Genomic DNA, 19,898 nt, shown 5'->3' on the forward strand with positions numbered 1-19,898 from the left:
GCACAGCCCCCGACGCGCAGGGGGGCGGGCGCCACCGCAGGGTTAGGCGCCTGCGGGCTGGCGGACGTTCGCGTTGACCCAGGTCACGATCGACGCCGTGGTCGCCCCCGGCGTGAAGATCTCCGCCACCCCGATCTCCTTCAGCGGCGCGATGTCCGCCTCCGGAATGATGCCTCCGCCGAAGACCTTGATGTCCTCCGCGTCCCGCTCCTTCAGGAGCTCCAGCACCTTCGCGAACAGCGTGTTGTGCGCGCCGGAGAGGATCGAGAGGCCGATCGCGTCGGCGTCCTCCTGGATGGCGGTGTCCACGATCTGCTCGGGCGTCTGGTGCAGCCCGGTGTAGATGACCTCCATGCCGGCATCACGCAGCGCCCGCGCGATGACCTTGGCCCCGCGATCGTGACCGTCGAGCCCCGGCTTGGCCACCACCACGCGGATCGGACCAGTTACACCCATCACTGCCTCCACATGTCCAACCTGCGCACCCCCGTGCCGAAGAGCCGGGGAAGTGAACGAACGTTATCTACAGCATCCCGCAACCCGCCGTTTCACGGTGGGGAGGGAGGGGGAAATCACACGTGGGACACGTTCGTTTTGCACCGGGCCCACACCACTCGACCCACCGGCATCAGCCGGAGCGCGGTCGCCACGGGGCGGACACGGTCGCAAGGGGAGCCGCTACGAAGGCGCCGCACCACCGTGCTGCCAGCCGCGCAGCACGGCGGTCCGGCCCCTCGCGCATCCGGGGCACGGCCCCACGAAAGCCTTCACCGGCGGAGCCCCATGAGGGCATACGGGGGACGGAGTGGTCTCCCCGTGCGCCGTTCGGGAGGTCGCCGCCGTGCAGGTCTTTTCGCTTCTGCCGCTGTACCTGCGGCGCGCCTGGTTCTCCGCGGCACTGGTCCGGGCCACCGCGCTCGATCTGGCCGTCCTCGCGGGCCATCTGCTCCTCTACCCCTCCGGTCTCGCTCCGGAACGGCACCCGAGCGACCCCGCGAAGGCCACGCCCCAGCTGCCCACCGCGGGCCGAGCACACCCGCCGGTGGTCCTGCTGCACGGTTTCATCGACAACCGGTCCGTCTTCGTACTGCTGCGCCGCTCCCTGGCCCGGCACGGCTGGCGGCATCTCGAATCGCTCAACTACTCGCCGCTGACCTGCGACATCAGGGTCGCCGCCGAGCTCCTGGGCCGCCATGTCGAGGAGATCTGTGCCCGCACCGGGCACCACCAGGTGGACATCGTCGGGCACAGCCTGGGCGGACTGATAGCCCGTTACTACGTCCAGTGCCTGGGGGGCGACCGGCACGTCCGCACGCTCGTCACACTGGCCACTCCGCACTCCGGCACCCGCTCCGCGCAACTCGCGCACGCCCACCCGATCGTGCGGCAGATGTGCCCCGGGTCCGATGTCGTCGAGGAGCTGCGCGGGCCCGCGCCCGACATTCGCACCCGGTTCGTGAGTTTCTGGAGCGACCTCGACACGCTGATGATTCCGACGGAGACGGCCCGCATCGACCACCCGGATCTGCTCGCCCAGAACGTCCAGGTGACGGGAATCGGCCATCTCGCGATGCCGGTGCATCCGGCGGTCGCGGCCGGGGTGCGTCAGGCGTTGATCGCCGGGCAGGGCAAGGAAGCAGGTCAGGAGGCATTCTCGGTGGCTTGAGCGGCTTCCCGCCGGGTGTCTCGGCCACCGGTCGCCGGTCATCCCCGGCCCTGGCGATGGCTTGGATGAGACGTCGGCTCGCGGCGGCGGTGACGTACGGGCAACCCGCCCGCCGTCGAACGCGTCTCGAACTCAGGGCCAAAACCTCGGCCACCTGTCAGCCGAAAGGCGGCTGAATGCCCCTTTCCCCGGAGGGCAAAACCTTCGGAAGATTGTCGCCCTCGCGTACCGCCGGGTACAGTCACGCCACTGCTTTCCCCGGGACCCCCGCCCATCAGGGAACCCGGCCGCAGGTTCTGTTGCCGAGGCGAGAGAGAAGTTGGTGACTGACCAGCACGCCCACGCCGGGTACGTCGGACACGGCGGTTACCTCAACGGCAGCAGCGGCCATGGTGGCGACAGCGCCCACACCGGAAGCTTCGACGTCGATCCGCTCTTCGGCACCATGCAGGGCCACGCGCGGGACACGTACGCCGACCAGAACGGCTATGCGACAGGCCACAGCGGCCAGTTCGACACCGGCGCCTACACCTCCGCGTACGACACCACCGGCCAGTGGACGATTCCGCCCCAGGCCACGCCGTACGAACCGAGCGGCGCGACCGGCCAGTTCGACACCAGGACCTTCGGCACCGGCCAGTTCGACACCGGCGCGTTCACGACCCCCGCCTTCCCCGCCCAGAGCACCGGCACGGGCGCCTTCGACACCGGCGCCTTCGACATGACGGGCCAGTGGGACGCCAGCGCCTGGACCCAGGCGCAGGACACCGGTCAGTACGACAACAGCGCGTTCGCCGCGGCCCACGACACCACCGGCCAGTGGACCGTGCCCGGCATGCGCTCCGACACCGGGACGTACGACGCGACGGCATGGAACGCGACGGCCACCACGACGACCGCCTTCCCCGAGCCCGTCACCCCTGAACCCGACCCGGAACCCGAGCCCCAACTCGCTTACGAAACGGCTGAGTTCGCCGCCCTGGAGCCCGAGGCCGAGGCTGAGTACGGGTACGAGTACGAGTACGAGTACGAGCCGGAATCCGGCCCCGACGCTTCCGGCTCCGACGCTTCCGGCCCCGACGTTCTCGATGCGCCGAGCCCGGCTCCCGCGGGCTCGCGGGCCGAGGCTCGCCGTGGTGCCGGGCGCCGGCGGCGTAGCCCCGCCAAGCGTTCGGCGCTGCTGACCGTCGCCGTTCCGTCCGTGTGCGTGATGGGGGTCGCGGGCGTCGCGGTCGCCTCCGTGGGCGGCTTCACAGGTGGTAAGGACGACGGCGGCACCGTGACGGCCGCCTCCGATCCCGCGTCGGTCAAACCGGTCGCCGCCAACACCAAGCTGGACACCCAGCTCGCCAATCTCAGCGCCGACGCGAACGGCTTCGCCGACCGGGCCAGCCGCACGCAGGAGCGTCTCGACCTCAAGGCACGCCAAGACGCGGAGAAGAAGAAAAAGGACGACGCGGCCGCCGCCAAGGAGGCCGCGCGCCCCAAGTTCGTCCTGCCGGTGACACAGAAGGGCCTCAGCGCCTACTACGGGCAGGCCGGCGTCAACTGGATGTCGGTGCACACCGGCATCGACTTCCCGGTGGACGAGGGCACGCCGGTGATGTCCGCGATCGACGGCACGGTCCGTACGCAGTGGAACAGCGCCTACGGCAACATGGCCATAGTGACCGGCGACGACGGCACCGAGACCTGGTACTGCCACCTGTCCAGCACGAAGGTGCGCAGCGGCAAGGTGAAGGCGGGCGACGTGATCGCCTACTCGGGGGACACCGGCAACTCCACCGGACCGCACCTCCACTTCGAGGTGCGGCCCAACGGCGGCACGTCCATCGACCCGCTGCCGTGGCTGCGCAGCCACGGCCTCAACCCGACGTAGCCAACTACAGCTTCTCGACCGGCGCGTAGCGCAGCAGCAGCTTCTTGGGGCGCTCGTCGCCGAAGTCGATCGTGGCCTGCGCGTCCGAGCCCGAGCCGGTCACCGACACCACGGTGCCCAGGCCGAACTGGTCGTGTGTGACGCGGTCGCCGACGGACAGCGCGACCACCGGCTTGTCGCCGCCGCGCCGGGTCGCGAAGCCCGACGGCCCCGACTTCGAGCGCGACGAGGACAGCGAGGCACCGATCCCGCCGCCGAGCGACTTGCCCGACACCGGGCCGGCCGGCGCGGCCATCGGGCCGGTCCGCTTCCACTCCAGGTGCTTGACCGGGATCTCCTCCAGGAAGCGCGAGGCCGGGTTGTACGAGGGCTGGCCCCAGGCGCTGCGCATCGAGGAGCGGGTCAGGTACAGCCGCTCGCGGGCGCGCGTGATGCCGACGTACGCGAGGCGGCGCTCCTCCTCCAGCTCCTTGACCTGGCCGAGCGCGCGCATGTGCGGGAAGACGCCGTCCTCCATGCCGGTGAGGAACACGACGGGGAATTCGAGGCCCTTGGCGGTGTGGAGCGTCATGAGGGTGATGACTCCGGAGCCGTCCTCGTCCTCGTCGGGGATCTGGTCGGAGTCGGCGACCAGGGCGACCTTCTCCAGGAACTCGGCGAGCGTGCCCGCGCCTGCCCCGTCCCCGCCCTCGGCGCTGCTGCGCTCCTGCTCGAACTCCAGGGCCACGGCGGCCAGTTCCTGGAGGTTCTCGATGCGGGTCTCGTCCTGCGGGTCGGTGGAAGCCTGCAACTCGGCGAGGTAGCCGGTCCGTTCGAGGACCGCTTCGAGGACGACCGCGGGTCCCGCCCCGGAGTCCACGATGGTACGGAGCTCCTCCATCAGCGCGTTGAAGCGCTTGACGGCGTTGGCGGAGCGGGCCGCCATGCCGTACGCCTCGTCGACGCGGCGCAGCGCCTGCGGGAAGGTGATCTTCTCGCGCAGCGAAAGGGCGTCGATCATCGCTTCGGCGCGCTCGCCGATGCCGCGCTTGGGGACGTTGAGGATGCGGCGCAGCGGGACGGTGTCCTCGCCGTTCGACAGGACACGCAGATAGGCCAGGACGTCCCTGACCTCCTTGCGCTCGTAGAAGCGGACGCCGCCGACGACCTTGTAGGGCAGGCCGACCCGGATGAAGATCTCTTCGAAGACGCGGGACTGCGCGTTGGTGCGGTAGAAGACGGCGACGTCGCCCGCCTTGGCCTCGCCCTTGTCGGTGAGCCGGTCGATCTCGTCCGCGACGAACTGCGCCTCGTCGTGCTCGGTGTCGGCGACGTAGCCGGTGATCTGGGCGCCGGGCCCGGCGTCCGTCCACAGGTTCTTCGGGCGGCGGCTCTCGTTGCGCTCGATCACCGCGTTGGCGGCGGACAGGATCGTCTGGGTGGAGCGGTAGTTCTGCTCCAGGAGGATCGTCGTCGCGTTGGGGTAGTCCTCCTCGAACTGGAGGATGTTGCGGATCGTCGCGCCGCGGAAGGCGTAGATCGACTGGTCGGCGTCGCCCACCACGCACAGCTCGGCGGGGGCCTGCGCCTCGCCGGCCGGGCCCACGAGTTCCCGTACGAGGGTGTACTGGGCGTGGTTGGTGTCCTGGTACTCGTCCACCAGGACGTGCCGGAAGCGCAGCCGGTAGTGCTCGGCGACGTCCGGGAAGGCCTGGAGCAGGTGGACCGTGGTCATGATGATGTCGTCGAAGTCCAGCGCGTTGGCCTCGCGCAGCCTCGCCTGGTACATCGTGTACGCCTGGGCGAGCGTCTTCTCAAAGCCGTCCGCGGCCTGGCCCGCGAAGGTCTCCTCGTCGATCAGCTCGTTCTTCAGGTTGGACACCTTGGCGCTGAACGACTTCGGCGGGAACCTCTTCGGGTCCAGGTCGAGGTCCCGGCAGACCAGCGCCATCAGGCGCTTGGAGTCGGCCGCGTCATAGATCGAGAACGACGAGGTGAAGCCCAGCTTCTTCGACTCGCGGCGCAGGATCCGTACGCACGCGCTGTGGAAGGTCATGACCCACATCGCGTTGGCGCGCGGGCCCACCAGCTGCTCGACGCGCTCCTTCATCTCGCCCGCGGCCTTGTTGGTGAAGGTGATCGCGAGGATCTGCCCGGGGTGCACCCCGCGGGTCGCGAGGAGGTGGGCGATGCGGTGGGTGAGCACCCGGGTCTTGCCCGAGCCCGCGCCGGCGACGATGAGCAGGGGCGAGCCCGCGTGCACCACGGCCGCGCGCTGCTGCTCGTTCAGCCCGTCGAGCAGGGCCGCCGCGTCGATCACCGGGCGCGGGGCGCCGCCGCGGTAGTGGGTGTCGCGGTCCACGGGCGCGTCGAAACGGCCCCCGAAGAGGTCGTCCGGCACCGCTTCGGGTGCGTGCGACTCCTCGGGCGGCGGCGGGTGCTCCTCCTCGGAGGGCTGGAGGTCCGCCAGGAAGCTGTCGTCAAAGAGGCTGCTCATCGTCTCCCGAGTCTAGGCGGCCCCTCTGACACCCCGCGGCCCCCTTCGAAAAGAGGACCCGGGCTACCGCGGCACGCGCCCGGCCCGGGGCCCGATCAGGTCCACAGCAGGGCGATGAAGATGTTCGCGACCGTGAGGCCGCCGACCGCTCCGAACAGCGGCTTCTCGATCTTCTCGTCGTCCCGCTTCACGTAGACGAGGCCGAGGATCACGATCAGGACCGCGAGCTTCACGCCGATCTTGATGGTGTTCACGGGGTGGTCGTCGGCCTGGTTGAGGCCGACCAGGGCGACGCCGGTGACCAGCATGGTCAGGGCCCCGTGCAGCATCGCCGGGACGAAGCGGGCGGTGCCCGCGCTCATCGCCTTCATCTGCGTCAGGAAGCCGCCGAGCAGCGACGCGATACCGATGATGTGCAGGCCGACGACGACATTGATGAGTACGTCCATGAGCCGGAGCCTAATTCCCCCCTAGCAGGCTCAGCGCAGCGGGTGGGGCCCGAGCGGAACTTCGGTCACAGCAGGCACGGAGCCTGTGGGCCGAAGCAACCACAACGGTCGGAGTCAGTCGCGTCGGCGCCGGAAAGTGGCACTTCCCGTCATGACGTCGCTCGCCCGTGTCCCCCAGGTTTAGCGTCCTCCCCCAGGTGACCGACTCCCCACCGCCGCCGCACCACCGGGCGGCCGTCGGTCACCCCCGCCGAAAGGTCCGGCGGCGGGCCGCTCCCCCTGTGCGGTCCGTCGTCGGAGCGGCTTCCGCGAGGGGGCCGGGGCGCAAGCACTGCCGTACGGAAGGACGTGAAAGCCCTCGTGGCTGCCCACCGAAAGCCCAAGCAGCATCCGCTCACCGGCCCGGCCGCCCGCACCGCCGCGACGCTCGCGCTCGCGTCGGCGGCGACCGCGACCCTCTTCGAGGGGTCCGGGCACGCGGAGCCGAAGCTCACCCCGGCTCAGGTCAAGGCCAAGGTCGACCAGCTGTACCACGACGCGGAGGTGGCGACGCAGGCGTACGACGGGACGAAGGAGAAGGCGGACGCGACCGAGCGCTCGCTGACCGAGCTGCGGGACGAGGCGGCCCGCAAGACCCAGCAGCTCAACGCGGCGCGCGACGCTCTGGGCTCGCTCGCCGCCGCCCAGTACCGCAGCGGTTCGGTGGCCCCCGAACTACAGCTGATGCTCTCCTCCGACCCGCAGCAGTACCTGGACAACGCCGCGTTCGCGGAGCGGACCGGGGACCGGACCGCGGCGTCCGTTGCGGGTGTGCGCAGGCAGGTCGCGGAGCTGGACCAGTTGCACGCCACCGCCGACGGAAAGCTCACCGAGCTGCGCGATCAGCAGTCCACGCTGCGGCGGCAGAAGAGCGACATCCAGTCGAAGATCACCTCGGCCGAGGCGCTGCTCGCCGAGCTCACCGCGCCGGAGCGGACCGCCTACGAGGCGCCCGACGCGAGCCACGGGGGCGGCGGGTCCTCCGGGGCCGACCGGTCGAGCCGGTCCGCCGACGCACCGCGCGGGCCGGTCGCGGCGCCCACCGCGCGGGCCGCGGCCGCCGTCGCGTTCGCCTACAGCGCGCTCGGCAAGCCGTACGTGTGGGGCGCGACGGGGCCCTCGTCCTTCGACTGCTCGGGCCTGACCCAGGCCGCCTGGCGTTCGGCCGGGGTGCAGCTGCCGCGGACCACGTACACCCAGATCAACTCCGGCGCGAAGGTGGCAAGATCCCAACTCGCCCCGGGTGACCTGGTGTTCTTCTACTCCGGGATCAGTCACGTCGGGCTGTACATCGGCGGCGGCCAGATGATCCACGCCCCGCATCCGGGGGCGCCGGTGCGGGTCGCGTCGATCGACGAGATGCCGTTCGCGGGCGCGGTCCGGCCCACGTGACAGCCGGAGCCGACACAATATCTGACGCTATGTCAGCAGCCGACCGGGGAACCAAAGTATCCTGACGCGACGTCAGGCCCCTTCCTCCGGAGCGACCTTCGCGCCCGCGCCCATCTCCTTGGTCAGCCAGCGGAAGACCTCGGGCACCTGCGTCTTCCACACCGCGCTGGCGTGGCCGCCGCCGTTGAGCTTGACCACGGTGACCGAGGTGGGCGCCTTGGCCGCCTTCTTCAGCGCGAGGCCGTCGTTGTAGCCGTCGGTCTGCTCACCGGAGGCGAAGAGCGAGATGTGCGGCGGGGTCTTGGCGTGCTTGAGGATCCACAGCGGGTTGGACTCCTCGCGCAGCTGGGGGTTCTTCGCGGTGATCGAGTCCTTCTCCGCGGCCGGGTCGTTGTAGCCGGAGAGGTCCACCCCGGCCCGGTAGCGGTCGGGGTGCTCGATCGCCAGCTTGGCCGCGCAGTGGGCGCCCGCGGAGTACCCGGCGACCGCCCAGCCGTCGGCGCCGGTGGCGGCCCGGAAGTTGTCGGTGACCATCTTGCGGACGTCCACGCTCAGCCAGGTGTCGGCGTTGACCACGCCCGGCACGTTGGCGCATCCGGTGTCCTTGCCGTCCAGGAGGGTGGTGCGCGGCGAGACCAGGATGAACGGCGCGACCTCGCCCTTCTCCATCATCGGCGTGAGCTGCTCCTGCACCTTCAGGGTGCCGAACCAGGCGCCTATCGAGCCGGGGTAGCCGGGCAGCAGCTCGACAACGGGGAAGGTCTTGCCCTTGTACGCCGGGTCGTCGTACTGCGGCGGCAGCCACACCGCCACATCGCCCTCGACGCCGGAGACCTGACCCTTGAGCGTGGTCTTCACCACGCCCTTGCCGACCTTGCTGGTGTACGGCTCGAACTTCTGCTTCACCCTGGGCCCGGCCGCGGCGTTGCGACCGCCGGTGCCGTCGGGACCCAGGTCGGGGGCGGCGTTGACGTGGTTGCCGCCGCCGAGGAGGTCGTCCCAGGTGTCGTACAGGCCGTTGGCGTTGTTGACGAAGAGGAAGACCACGAGGATCGCGGTGACCTGGGCGAAGCCCAGCATGAGGAGCCGCGACACCCACCGCATCACGGCGGGACCGCCGATCCTGGTCCACAGGAAGAGGGGCAGCAGCAATGCCGCCGCGGCCGCGAGGATCGCGACCACGAGGAAGGGGGTACCGGTCAGGCTCATCACGCCCCCGAAGAGGGGTGCCCGTGACAACCAGTTGCCCATTTTGCCAGCGTTTTACCAAAGGGTGACGCCCTGTGCCCCGGGCTTCTCAGCCCGTACCGCGCTCGGGGCGTACGGGGCCTAGCCGCGCCCCTGATGCTGCCGGATCGGGGTGCCCCGCCTGCCCGTCGCCTGGATCACCGCGGCGTTCACGCCGCCGCCGTCCGCGCTCAGGCCGCCCTTCGCGTCCTGGACGCCGGCCACCTGCTCGGAGAGCCAGCGGAAGGCCTCCGGAACCAGCGGCTTCCACACCACGTTGAGATGGCCCCCGCCGGTCTTCTGCACCCACACCCCGGTGGGCGGCTTCGCGGCCTTGCGCAGGGCGAGGCCGTCCTCGTAGCCGTCGCCCGGCTGGCCGGTGAGGAAGAGCGAGGTGCGCGGCGGGTGCTTGGCGTGGGTCAGCATCCACAGCGGGTTGGTCTCGCGGCGCAGCGTCCGGTCGCCCGCCGTGATCGAGTCGGACTCGGCGGCCGGGTCGTTGTAGCCGGACAGCGCGATGCCCGCGCGGTAGCGGTCGGGGTGCTCGATCGCCAGCTTGGCGGCGCAGTGGGCACCGGCCGATATCCCGGCGACGGCCCAGCCGTCGGCGCGGCCGGTCGCCCGGAAGTTGTCGGTGACCATCTTGCGGACGTCGACGCTCAGCCAGGTGTCGGCGTTGACGATTCCTGCCACGTTGGCGCAGCCGGTGTCCTGCCCGGCGAGCAGCGAGGTGCGCGGCGCGACCAGGATGAAGGGCTTGACCTCGCCCTTCTCCATCAGCGGCCGGAGCTGCCCGGTAACGTCGAGGTTGGTGAACCAGTCCTTGGCCGAGCCTGGGTAGCCCGGCAGCATCTCCACCACGGGGAAGTCCTTGGCCTTGTAGGCCGGGTCGTCGTACTGCGGCGGCAGCCACACGTACACCTCCCCGTCCACCCCGGACACCCGGCCGGTCAGCTCCGTGATCTGGACGCCCGGCCCCATCCGGGAGTCGTCGACCGGCGTGAAGACCTGCTTGATGCGCGGCTCCTTGGCGATGCTGCGTCCGCCGGTGCCGTCGACACCCAGGTCGGGCGCGGCGCCGACATGGCTGTCGATGCCGAGCAGGTCACCCCAGGTGTCGTACAGGCCGTTGGCGTTGTTGACGGCGACGAACACCACGAGCACCGCGGAGGCCTGGGCGACGAGCACCATGAACAGCCGCACGGCACCGCGCACCACGGCGGAGCCGCCGATCTTCTGCCACACGAGCAGCGGCACCACAACGGCAAGCGCGGCCACCACGATCGCGGTCACGAAGAAGGGCGTTCCGGTCAGGCTCATCACGTTGGGCAAGAGTGACACGAGCGGGTCCGGGTTGCCGGTTTTGCCATGGTTTTACGCAGGTAAGGCCGAAGTCAGCCGCTGGGGCGACACACGGGCTGTCAGACCAGTCGGCGGGCCGTCGCCCAGCGGGTCAACTCGTGGCGGTTGGACAGCTGGAGCTTGCGCAGCACCGCGGAGACGTGCGACTCCACCGTCTTGACGGAGATGAACAGTTGCTTGGCGATCTCCTTGTAGGCGTAGCCCCGGGCGATCAGCCGCAGCACCTCGCGCTCGCGCTGGGTGAGCCGGTCCATGTCCTCGTCGACCGGCGGCGCGTCCGTGGAGGCGAAGGCGTCCAGGACGAACCCCGCCAGGCGCGGCGAGAACACCGCGTCGCCGTCCTGCACCCGGAAGATCGAGTCGACCAGGTCGGTGCCGGTGATCGTCTTGGTGACGTAGCCGCGGGCACCCCCGCGGATCACGCCGATCACGTCCTCCGCGGCGTCCGAGACGGACAGCGCGAGGAAGCGGACCGGGTTCTCGGCGTCGGCCATCATGGCCGCCGAGCGGCGCAGCACCTCGACGCCGCCGCCGCCCGGCAGGTGCACGTCGAGCAGCACGACCTCGGGCCGGGTCGCGGTGATGACCGTGACCGCCTGGTCGACGTCGGCCGCCTCGCCGACCACCTCGACCCCCGTGGTCTCGGTCTGGCCGATCTCCGCCTGGACCCCGGTACGGAACATCCGGTGGTCGTCGACCAGCACCACCCTGACGCGGCGTCCTGTCGTTTCCTCGGTCATCCGTCTGCCCTCTCCATCTCCAGCTCGACCTCCGTGCCCCCGCCGGGCACCGAACGCAGCCTCGCCGTACCGCCGTTGCGCTGCATCCGGCCGATGATTGATTCTCGTACGCCCATCCGGTCACCGGGCACCGCGTCCGGATCGAATCCGGGGCCCCGGTCCCGTACGGAGACGAAGACCGTGCGGCCCTCGACCTCCGCGTACACCTGGACCGCGCCGCCCTCGCCACCGTACTTGGCCGCGTTCACCATTGCCTCGCGTGCGGCCTGCATCTGTGCGGTCAGCCGGTCGTCCAGCGGGCAGTCACCCACCACGACCACCTCGATCGGGACGCCGTGCTTGTCCTCGACCTCGGCCGCCGCCTGCTTCACCGCCTCGGCGAGCGTCTCCGGTTCCTCCTCGCGTCCGGTGCCCTCCGGCTTGTACAGCCAGGCGCGCAACTCCCGTTCCTGGGCGCGGGCCAGGCGCCGCACCTCGCCGACGTTCTCCGCGTTGCGCTGGATCAGGGTCAGAGTGTGCAACACCGAATCGTGGACGTGCGCGGCCACTTCGGCGCGCTCCTGGGCCCGGATGCGCATCAGGCGCTCCTCGGACAGGTCCTGCGTCATACGGACGAGGTAGGGACCGGCGAGCAGCGCGATACCGGCGAGCACGGCGATCGCCGCCGTCAGTACGTTGCCGAGCTGCGCCGCCGAGCCGTTGACCACGACGAACCCGGTGAGCCCGGCGCCGACCAGGGCAACTCCGGCAAGCCCCCGGGCCACCGGAAGCCACCGGCTGCGGCGGGCGCCCTCGGTCCAGCGGGCGCGGCGCGTGTTGTCGGCCTGACGCCACACCAGGATGACGCCGACGCCTATCAGGACGCTGGGGAAGACGTAGGGGTTGGCCCAGCCGCCGACGTCCACCTTGGAGGCGAAGATCGCGGCGCCGAAGACCAGCGCGATCAGCGCGACCACCTGGCCCTTGTCGGGCTTGCGCAGCCTGCGCCGGCCGTCCGGGCTGACCTCGAAGGCGGAGTGACGCTCGGCTGTGCCACCGCGGCCGAGCGGCACCACGAACCAGAACGCCGCGTACAGCAGCGCCCCCAGGCCGTTGATCGACAGCAGCCCGAGGAACACGATCCGTACCCACACCACCGGAAGGCCGAGGTGCCCGGCGAGCCCCCGCGCCACCCCGCCGAGCATCCGCCCCTCGGCGGAGCGGTACAGCTTGCGGACCGGCACTTCGTCGGCCTCGGGCGGCGACATGCGGGGGGTGGCGACTGGCATGCCCCGATCGTCACACGCGCGCGGGGCGGCGGGCATCAGGGTTGGCCCCCAGGCTTCCCTGAGGGCACCCCCCTCGCCCGCGGGAGACGGCCTCCCTCCCGAGGGGTACCGCTTCTCCCCGTTGAAGGGGGCCAGGCTCTCTCCCTTCAACGGGCCAGGCCCTCTCCCTACGACGAGGCGGGGCTTCCCTCTGCGAGGGCCGGGGTTTCCCCTTCAAGGGGGCGGACTCTCTCCCTTCGGCGCGCCGGGGCTTTCCCTTCGGGGCTGAAATCAGGGAGAGGCCAGGGTCGGGGCGGGTGCCGGGGGCGGTGGAGGCCCGTCACCATGTACGTATGAATCAGCCGACCGAGACGCCCCTCGCGCCGCCCGATCCGGCCCCCGAGGCCCCGCTGCTGCGCCGCAGCAGCAACAAGGTCATCGGCGGAGTCTGCGGCGGCCTCGGCCGGTACTGCGACATCGACCCGGTGATCTTCCGGATCGCGCTCGGGGTGCTGGCCGTCACCGGTGGCCTCGGCCTGGTCGTCTACGGGTTCGCCTGGCTGCTCGTGCCGCTCGACGGCGAGGACGAGAACGAGGCGCGCCGGCTGCTCACCGGCCGGGTTGAGGGCGCGTCCCTGGTCGCGGTACTGATGGCGCTGGCAGGCTGCGGGATCTTCCTGACGATGCTGAGGAACGGCTCGGTGATGACGTTCGCCGTGCTGCTCACGCTGCTGGTCGCGGGCGTCGGCGTCTGGTCGCAGCGGCGCTCCACCGCGCCCGCGGACGTTCCGCTCGACCCGGTCGCGGCGCAGGCCGTCGCGGACGCGCCGCCCGAGACCAAGGCGCCACCGGCACCGTCACCGCCGTCCTGGTGGCGGGACCCCATCATCAAGGACGGCACCACCGGTCCGGTCGCGGGCGGCTACCTGTGGGGCCCCCCGGACGCGGAGCCGGTTCCTGCCGCGAAGGCGCGCAAGGCCGCGAAGGCGGCGGCACGCGAGACCCGGGGGCCGCGCCCCATCGGCGGCCTCCTCTTCCTCGCCGCGCTGCTCGCCTTCGGCGCCGGGTTCGGCAGCGCCTGGGGCCACCAACCGCTGGGCACCGGCCTGGAGATCGGATTCGCGGCGGCGCTCGGGGTGTTCGGGCTGGGCCTGGTGCTCAGCTCGTGGCTGGGCCGTACGGGCTTCGGCACGATCTTCCTCGCGCTGCTCACCGCCGCCCTGCTCGCCGGGTCCGCGGCCCTGCCCAAGTCGATCGACACACATTGGGTGCGCACCGGATGGACACCCACCACCACCGCCGAGGTCCAGCCGGACTACCGGCTCGGCACGGGCGTGGCCACCTTGGACCTGAGCCGGATCGCCGTGCCGCCGGGCCACACCCTGACGACCCGCGCGGAGGTCGGCGCGGGCAAGGCCAGGGTCGTCGTACCGAAGGACGTGACCGTGAAGGTGACCATCGACGTGGGGGTCGGCGACATCCAGCTGCCCAGCGAGAAGCCGAACGACATCCAGGTCACGCCGGACCAGAAGCGGACCGCCACGCTGCCGCCGCCCGTCGGCGCCGCGCCGGCCGGCACCCTCGAACTCGACGTCAGGGTCGGCGTCGGCCAGGCGGAGGTGGACCGTGCCGCGTCATGACTTCCGCCCCGGGCGACTCATCGCCGGGCTCGCGCTGATCACCACGGCGATCCTGTTCATGGGGGACGCCGCCGGGCGCTGGCACACCCCGCCGCCGTTGGTCATCCCGCTGGTGTGCGGCGGCCTCGGCCTCGCCTCGCTGGCGGGCTGGATCGACTACGGGGTGCGCAAGCGGCGCCGTCTGGCCAGGAGCGCGTCCACGGACAGCAGGGGCGTCCCCGCCAGTACGAGCGGCAGCCAGGCCATCAAGTAGGCCAGGTCGTTGCCGTAGTAGTACGGGGTGGTCTGCCAGCTCACCGTGAGCCACAGGGAGAGCGAGATGAGGGCGCCGCCCAGTGCGGCGAGCCGCCCGAACAGGCCGATCAGCATGCCGATGCCGACGGCCAGCTCACCCAGCGCGATGGCGTATCCGAAGCCGGGCGGATTCTTCAGGGCGAGGTCCACCAGGGCGGGGATCGCGGAGGTGTTCCGCACCCCGTGCATCAGCTCGCCGATGGATCCGGTGCCGGAGGCGTGGAAGAAGGCGCTGTTCGTGAGCTTGTCGAGCCCGGCGTAGACGAACGTCACGCCGAGGAAGATCCGCAGCGGCAGCAGTGCGTAGGTGCGGGCCGTCTCCCGCCATCCCCGGGGCTGGTCCACGCCGGTCCGCACCCTGGTCGCATGTCCATGTGCCATGGCTGATCCCGCCTCCATCCGATTCGGCTCTTCACCAGACGATACGGACGCGGGGAACGGGTGTCTCATTGCGAACGGGCCGAACGGGCGGATGGGAGCCCCCCTACTCCCCCACCTCCACCACGACCCCCTCCGTCTCCACCCCCGCCGCCGTGACCACGCGTACCTCCACCCGCCCCGCCTCCACGTCCACCGGCACCGGCACCGTCAGCACCCCGTCGGTCGGGTTCGCGAAGCCGCCGGGGACCGGGATCAGGGGGACGTGGACGTGGACCGCGCCGATGCGGACGGTCAGGCGGGCCAGCAGGTCGGGGGTGGCCGCGCCCGGCGGGACGAATCCCGCGCCGCGGATCTCGATGTCGTCACCGGTGCGGATAGGAGCGTCCAGGTCCCCCGCCTCCCGGGCCCGTACCACGGAGAGGATCACCGGACGGCCGCCCTCCGCGTACTTCCCGGCGAAGTACGTCGCTGCGGAGATCGCGACGAGGGCCGCCAACCCCCAAGGAACGTCGGGGAGTTGAGCGGGACTGCGGGCCAGGCGCACCGCGGCGAACAGCACCGCCACCATGCTCACCGCCGCGTACTGGGCGTCCGCGAAGCTACCCCGCCCCGCGTCGTCCGTCAGCAGGTCGGCCCCGCGCGGCCGGTCGGCCCGCACCTTCTGCAGGCGCCGCTCGTGGACGCGTACCGTCACCACACCGCGGACGACGACCGCGATCCCCGAGGTGAGGAACACGACCGCCAACAGGCCACCACACCGGGCCAGTTCGAGCCCGCGTAACAGCGATTCGCGTTCGGCGTGGCCCGACGCTCCGGCCAGTCGCAGCGCGAGGACCAGTGTCGCGAAGACCGCGAACAGGGCCCACACCACCGCGACGGCCCGCGAGGTGGACAGCCGGTTGTCCTCGCCGAGTACGGGGGCGAGCAGGCCGCCGCGCGCCCGGTGCAGGTAGGCGACCGCCGTCAGCAGGACCGCCGCGGCCAGCGCGGCCAGGAGTCCCGCGGTGCGTGCGGCCGTCCACCCCGCGCCGATCGCCGTGAACGCCTCGGCGAGGGCGAAGGCGGCCGCCCCGGCCCACACCGTCGCCACCGTTCCCCGCCACACCCGCTCGGGCCAGGTCCGGCCCGCCTCGCGGCCGTACTCGGCGACCAGCCGGGCGGACTGGGTCAGTTCGTCCGACACCCACTGCCGGGACGCCCCGGCCGAGTGGGCCACGGCGGCGGGCAGTCCCTCACCCGCCGCGAGCCCGTCCCGCTTGGCGAGGAACTCCGCCACCGCGCGCCGGTGCCCGTCCCGCGCGCCGTGCGCGCAGTCGCCGCCGCATTGCCGAGCCTCCTGGACCGCCACCGAGAACTCCACCCCTCCGCATCAAGCCCCTTGGACCGTGAGGGAATTGTGTCGCACGAACGCCACCCACCGGCTGGGGAGCAAGGGGCCTGCGAGTGATTGACGCACCATCAAATTGACGTACTACGACAGGAGTTCGGGATCGGACCGGCTTGAGCGGGGCCCGGCACAGCCCGCCGCCTCGCCCCGGCTTCTGGGTCGGGGCGAGGCGGCGGGGACAAGCACTCAGTACGTCAACCCGTCATGGTGCCGACCGACTGGTCCACGGAGCCGTGGTCGTTGTCCATCGGCGCCAGCTGGCTCTGGGAGACCGCGGGCGAGGCGGGCGCTGCTGTGGCGGCGGCCGCCGAGCCCAGCAGGGCGAGTGCGGCCAGGCCGAGAGCCGTGACAGAAAGACGAATGCGCATTGTGCCTCCAATGAGAGAGCGGTTGGGAGAGCGGTTGATCTCCGTAAGCACAATCTCCGGGGGCACGGTCCGCGCCGCAACAAGGACAGAGCCATTCGGCTGGCGGGGCCGCGGAGTCGGCCCGGAGCTCCCCGAGGGCGGTGAGGTGGTGTGGTAGCGCGGGCCCGGCCCGACCCCGCCCGGCCTCGCAGCGCGGACCCGGCGAACCCGCGCGGCTCTCCCGATCTTCCCTTCGGCCCTGCACAGGTCTTCTCGTCCCGGCCCCCGCATGCCATCGTGATCTGACTCGACGTCAGAAAGCTGTCGTGCGTGGGAGGTTACCGGCGTGGCGCAGGACTGGACATCGATCTATCTCGCGCATCGGGAGACGTACGCCGCGTTCTTGACCGCGACCGATGCGGAGGCACGGGTCGCCTGGCGCCGCTGGCGCGGGGAGTACGAGGACGAGCGGCAGGCACTCGCGGCGGTCGACGCGGCGTTCACCAAGACGCAGGCCGCGTTCAACATGATCGATCTTGAGGCGGTGGGCGCCGCACCGGAGGCCGCGGCGCTCGTCGAGCGGATCCGGGCCATGCACGAAGCCGCCGAGGAGCCCGCGGGTGTCTGGGAGGCGTTCATGAAACTCCGCGAGGAGTTCGTCCGGGCGGCCCGCGAGCACCTGAAGGCCCACTGAGCCAAGGCGGCCCGGGAGCACCTGAAGGCCCACTGAGCCAAGGCGCCCCGAAACGACGACGGCGCCGCCCCGGGCAGGGAGCGGCGCCGTCGGTGCGGCGGTGGGGACTAGGCCCGGCCGAGGGACCGGGTTACTCCCACTCGATGGTGCCCGGCGGCTTGCTCGTCACGTCGAGGACGACGCGGTTGACGTCGGCGACCTCGTTGGTGATGCGGGTCGAGATCTTCGCGAGCACGTCGTACGGCATCCGCGTCCAGTCCGCCGTCATGGCGTCCTCGGAGGAGACCGGGCGCAGCACGATCGGGTGGCCGTAGGTGCGGCCGTCGCCCTGGACGCCCACCGAGCGCACGTCGGCGAGCAGCACGACCGGGCACTGCCAGATCTCGCCGTCGAGCCCGGCCGCGGTCAGCTCCTCACGGGCGATCGCGTCGGCCTCGCGCAGCAGGTCCAGGCGCTCCTTGGTGACCTCGCCGACGATGCGGATGCCGAGGCCGGGGCCGGGGAACGGCTGGCGCTGGACGATCTCGTCCGGCAGGCCGAGCTCCTGTCCGACCATGCGGACCTCGTCCTTGAACAGCTTGCGCAGCGGCTCGACGAGCTCGAACTCGATGTCGTCGGGCAGGCCGCCCACGTTGTGGTGCGACTTGATGTTCGCGGTGCCGGTGCCGCCGCCGGACTCCACGACGTCCGGGTACAGCGTGCCCTGGACGAGGAAGGCGACCTCGGGGCCGTCCTCCTGGAGGATCTCCAGCTGCGCCTGCTCGAAGACGCGGATGAACTCGCGGCCGATGATCTTCCGCTTGGTCTCCGGGTCCGAGACGCCGGCGAGCGCGGTGAGGAACCGCTCCTGCGCGTCGACGACCTTCAGCTGGACGCCGGTGGCGGCCACGAAGTCCTTCTCGACCTGCTCGGTCTCGCCCTTGCGCATCAGGCCGTGGTCGACGTAAACGCAGGTCAGCTGGGAACCGATGGCCTTCTGGACGAGGGCCGCGGCGACCGCTGAGTCCACGCCGCCGGACAGGCCGCAGATGGCGCGCTTGGTGCCGACCTGCTCGCGGATGAGGGCGACCTGCTCCTCGACCACGTTGTGCGTCGTCCAGGTCGGCTCGATGCCCGCGCCGCGGTAGAGGAAGTGCTCCAGGATCTGCTGGCCGTGCGTGGAGTGCAGCACCTCGGGGTGGTACTGAACGCCGTACAGCTTCTTCTCGTCGTTCTCGAACGCGGCCACCGGTACGACGTCGGTGGAGGCGGTCACCGTGAAGCCCTCGGGGGCGGCGGAGCAGGCGTCGCCGTGCGACATCCACACCGACTGCTCGGCCGGGGTGCCCTCGAACAGCGTGGAGCCGAGCTTGGAGACGGTCAGCGGGGTGCGGCCGTATTCGCGGGCGCCGTTGTCGTCGACCGTGCCGCCCAGCGTCGTCGCCATCAGCTGGAAGCCGTAGCACATGCCGAAGACCGGGACCCCGGCCTCGAAGATCGCGCGGTCCAGGCGCGGGGCGCCCTCGGCGTACACGGAGGAGGGGCCGCCGGAGAGGATGATCGCCTTCGGGTCCTTGGCCAGCATCTCGGCCACAGGCATGGAGCTCGGGACGATCTCGCTGTAGACCCGGGCCTCGCGGACGCGGCGGGCGATGAGCTGGGCGTACTGCGCGCCGAAGTCGACAACCAGGACGACGTCCGGGTTGTTGTCGGGCGCGGCTGCGGAGGGTGCTGCTGGCACGGGTGGCGGCCTTCCGGCGGTGGGAGGGGGTCGGTATTTGTCGATTCTACCGGGGCGGGCGGCGACGGGTTCGTCTCACCATCCGAACCGGGATTGGCCCGTGCTCGGGGCGTCGGTCCATACTGTGCCCATGCGCGAGCACCTCACCTTCGTCTTTACCTATGGCACCCGGCCCGCCGGACGCCATGGGTTCGTTGGTTCTGCTGCTTGAGCGACTGACACACGAACTTCCCAGAGCGCCCCGGGCCGACAAGGCCCGGGGCGCTCTGGCATTTCCGGTCCTTGCCGCTCCGGGGCGCACCGTCCACAGAAGGAGCCCCCCATGTCCGTCCCCACGACCCTCACCCACAAGACCGTCACCGAGAAGACCGGCGCCCGCACCGACGAGGCCGCCGCCGTGATCACCGGCGCCCGCGAGCGCATCGACGCACTGGACGACCGCATCATCGGCCTCATCCAGGAACGCATGGCGGTCTCGGCCGTCATCCAGGAGTCCCGGATCGCCTCGGGCGGCCGCCGGGTCAATCTGAACCGCGAGATGGAGGTCCTGGCCCACTTCCGCGACGCCCTGGGAAAGCCCGGCACCGCGCTCGCGATGACGATGCTGGAGCTGTGCCGCGGCCGGATCTGAGTTCGGGCGTTCCTCACCCGTACGGTGCCGTGACCGCCCCCGGCCCGGCTTCGTTGGTGGGATGTCCGTGCCAGCCAGGGGCGGGCCCGAAAAAACCACGCGTGGCTCCGCTGGGGCGTGTGACGCACCGCAAGTGCGTCGTGGGACCTCGTTCCAGTGTGCGTGACCGGTCGGCAGGGGACAGCAGCCCGGTCACCCCATAGATGCGGTCGGTTCCGGGGACGCCCGGGACCGGCCGCATCCGGTCCGAACGGTTGCAGCAGGCGAGCGCCGTCCAGCACGATGCAATGACAAGTCCCGTATCGCACCAGCCCGTTGACCATGGTC

General features: G+C 71.1%; 18 protein-coding genes. 7 read left to right on the plus strand and 11 right to left on the minus strand.

Annotation, left to right across the window (positions count from 1 at the left end):
* Positions 1 to 42: 42 nt before the first annotated feature.
* On the minus strand, positions 43 to 456 hold the full coding sequence (locus OG522_RS14970) for a cobalamin B12-binding domain-containing protein (RefSeq protein ID WP_329463487.1): 414 nt from the start codon (positions 454 to 456) through the stop codon (positions 43 to 45).
* Positions 457 to 841: 385 nt separating this feature from the next.
* Between OG522_RS14970 and OG522_RS14975 the strand changes: the two genes are divergently transcribed.
* A complete protein-coding gene (locus OG522_RS14975) occupies positions 842 to 1,666 on the plus strand; it encodes an esterase/lipase family protein (RefSeq protein ID WP_329463488.1) in 825 nt (274 codons plus the stop codon).
* 322 nt (positions 1,667 to 1,988) lie between these two features.
* Positions 1,989 to 3,545: a M23 family metallopeptidase gene (locus OG522_RS14980; protein ID WP_329463489.1), complete on the plus strand. Its 1,557-nt coding sequence runs from the start codon at positions 1,989 to 1,991 to the stop codon at positions 3,543 to 3,545.
* 4 nt (positions 3,546 to 3,549) lie between these two features.
* Here OG522_RS14980 and pcrA read toward each other — a convergent pair whose 3' ends face one another.
* Positions 3,550 to 6,021 (minus strand): DNA helicase PcrA, encoded by a 2,472-nt coding sequence (pcrA, locus tag OG522_RS14985; RefSeq protein WP_329463490.1) that lies wholly within the window; start codon positions 6,019 to 6,021, stop codon positions 3,550 to 3,552.
* A 95-nt stretch (positions 6,022 to 6,116) separates the two neighbouring features.
* Complete coding sequence (locus tag OG522_RS14990; protein ID WP_329463491.1) at positions 6,117 to 6,470, minus strand: hypothetical protein; 354 nt, start codon at positions 6,468 to 6,470, stop codon at positions 6,117 to 6,119.
* A gap of 360 nt (positions 6,471 to 6,830) precedes the next feature.
* Here OG522_RS14990 and OG522_RS14995 point away from each other — a divergent pair, with 360 nt between their 5' ends.
* Entirely contained in the window at positions 6,831 to 7,901 is a 1,071-nt protein-coding gene (locus OG522_RS14995; protein ID WP_329463492.1) for a C40 family peptidase, read from the plus strand.
* A 72-nt stretch (positions 7,902 to 7,973) separates the two neighbouring features.
* Here OG522_RS14995 and OG522_RS15000 read toward each other — a convergent pair whose 3' ends face one another.
* The 4 genes from OG522_RS15000 to OG522_RS15015 form a co-directional block, all read right to left on the minus strand.
* Positions 7,974 to 9,152 (minus strand): alpha/beta hydrolase, encoded by a 1,179-nt coding sequence (locus tag OG522_RS15000; protein ID WP_329463493.1) that lies wholly within the window; start codon positions 9,150 to 9,152, stop codon positions 7,974 to 7,976.
* A gap of 78 nt (positions 9,153 to 9,230) precedes the next feature.
* Positions 9,231 to 10,448, minus strand: coding sequence for an alpha/beta hydrolase (locus OG522_RS15005; protein WP_443074833.1), 1,218 nt, complete (start codon positions 10,446 to 10,448; stop codon positions 9,231 to 9,233).
* Between the two features lie 101 nt (positions 10,449 to 10,549).
* On the minus strand, positions 10,550 to 11,230 hold the full coding sequence (locus OG522_RS15010; protein ID WP_329463495.1) for a response regulator transcription factor: 681 nt from the start codon (positions 11,228 to 11,230) through the stop codon (positions 10,550 to 10,552).
* Complete coding sequence (locus OG522_RS15015; RefSeq protein ID WP_329463496.1) at positions 11,227 to 12,498, minus strand: PspC domain-containing protein; 1,272 nt, start codon at positions 12,496 to 12,498, stop codon at positions 11,227 to 11,229. Before OG522_RS15015 ends, OG522_RS15010 begins: the two co-directional genes overlap by 4 nt.
* A gap of 332 nt (positions 12,499 to 12,830) precedes the next feature.
* Here OG522_RS15015 and OG522_RS15020 point away from each other — a divergent pair, with 332 nt between their 5' ends.
* Entirely contained in the window at positions 12,831 to 14,117 is a 1,287-nt protein-coding gene (locus OG522_RS15020) for a PspC domain-containing protein (protein ID WP_329463497.1), read from the plus strand.
* Positions 14,104 to 14,370: a hypothetical protein gene (locus OG522_RS15025; protein ID WP_329463498.1), complete on the plus strand. Its 267-nt coding sequence runs from the start codon at positions 14,104 to 14,106 to the stop codon at positions 14,368 to 14,370. Before OG522_RS15020 ends, OG522_RS15025 begins: the two co-directional genes overlap by 14 nt.
* On the opposite strand, the gene OG522_RS15030 is transcribed toward OG522_RS15025, so the two are convergent.
* The 3 genes from OG522_RS15030 to OG522_RS15040 form a co-directional block, all read right to left on the minus strand.
* The gene (locus tag OG522_RS15030) at positions 14,274 to 14,792 is read right to left on the minus strand and encodes a DoxX family protein (protein WP_329463499.1); all 519 of its coding nucleotides are present in this window, start codon (positions 14,790 to 14,792) and stop codon (positions 14,274 to 14,276) included. The genes OG522_RS15025 and OG522_RS15030 overlap by 97 nt on opposite strands.
* Positions 14,793 to 14,895: 103 nt before the next feature.
* On the minus strand, positions 14,896 to 16,140 hold the full coding sequence (locus OG522_RS15035) for a hypothetical protein (protein ID WP_329463500.1): 1,245 nt from the start codon (positions 16,138 to 16,140) through the stop codon (positions 14,896 to 14,898).
* 233 nt (positions 16,141 to 16,373) lie between these two features.
* Positions 16,374 to 16,547, minus strand: coding sequence for a hypothetical protein (locus OG522_RS15040; RefSeq protein ID WP_329463501.1), 174 nt, complete (start codon positions 16,545 to 16,547; stop codon positions 16,374 to 16,376).
* 325 nt (positions 16,548 to 16,872) lie between these two features.
* On the opposite strand from OG522_RS15040, the gene OG522_RS15045 reads away from it, so the two are divergent.
* Positions 16,873 to 17,220, plus strand: coding sequence for a hypothetical protein (locus OG522_RS15045; protein WP_329463502.1), 348 nt, complete (start codon positions 16,873 to 16,875; stop codon positions 17,218 to 17,220).
* Positions 17,221 to 17,350: 130 nt separating this feature from the next.
* Here OG522_RS15045 and guaA read toward each other — a convergent pair whose 3' ends face one another.
* On the minus strand, positions 17,351 to 18,940 hold the full coding sequence (guaA, locus tag OG522_RS15050; RefSeq protein WP_329463503.1) for a glutamine-hydrolyzing GMP synthase: 1,590 nt from the start codon (positions 18,938 to 18,940) through the stop codon (positions 17,351 to 17,353).
* A gap of 322 nt (positions 18,941 to 19,262) precedes the next feature.
* Here guaA and OG522_RS15055 point away from each other — a divergent pair, with 322 nt between their 5' ends.
* A complete protein-coding gene (locus OG522_RS15055) occupies positions 19,263 to 19,571 on the plus strand; it encodes a chorismate mutase (RefSeq protein WP_329463504.1) in 309 nt (102 codons plus the stop codon).
* Positions 19,572 to 19,898 lie beyond the last annotated feature (327 nt).

This window comes from Streptomyces sp. NBC_01431 (assembly GCF_036231355.1).
In the GTDB taxonomy this organism is placed as follows: Bacteria; Actinomycetota; Actinomycetes; order Streptomycetales; family Streptomycetaceae; genus Streptomyces.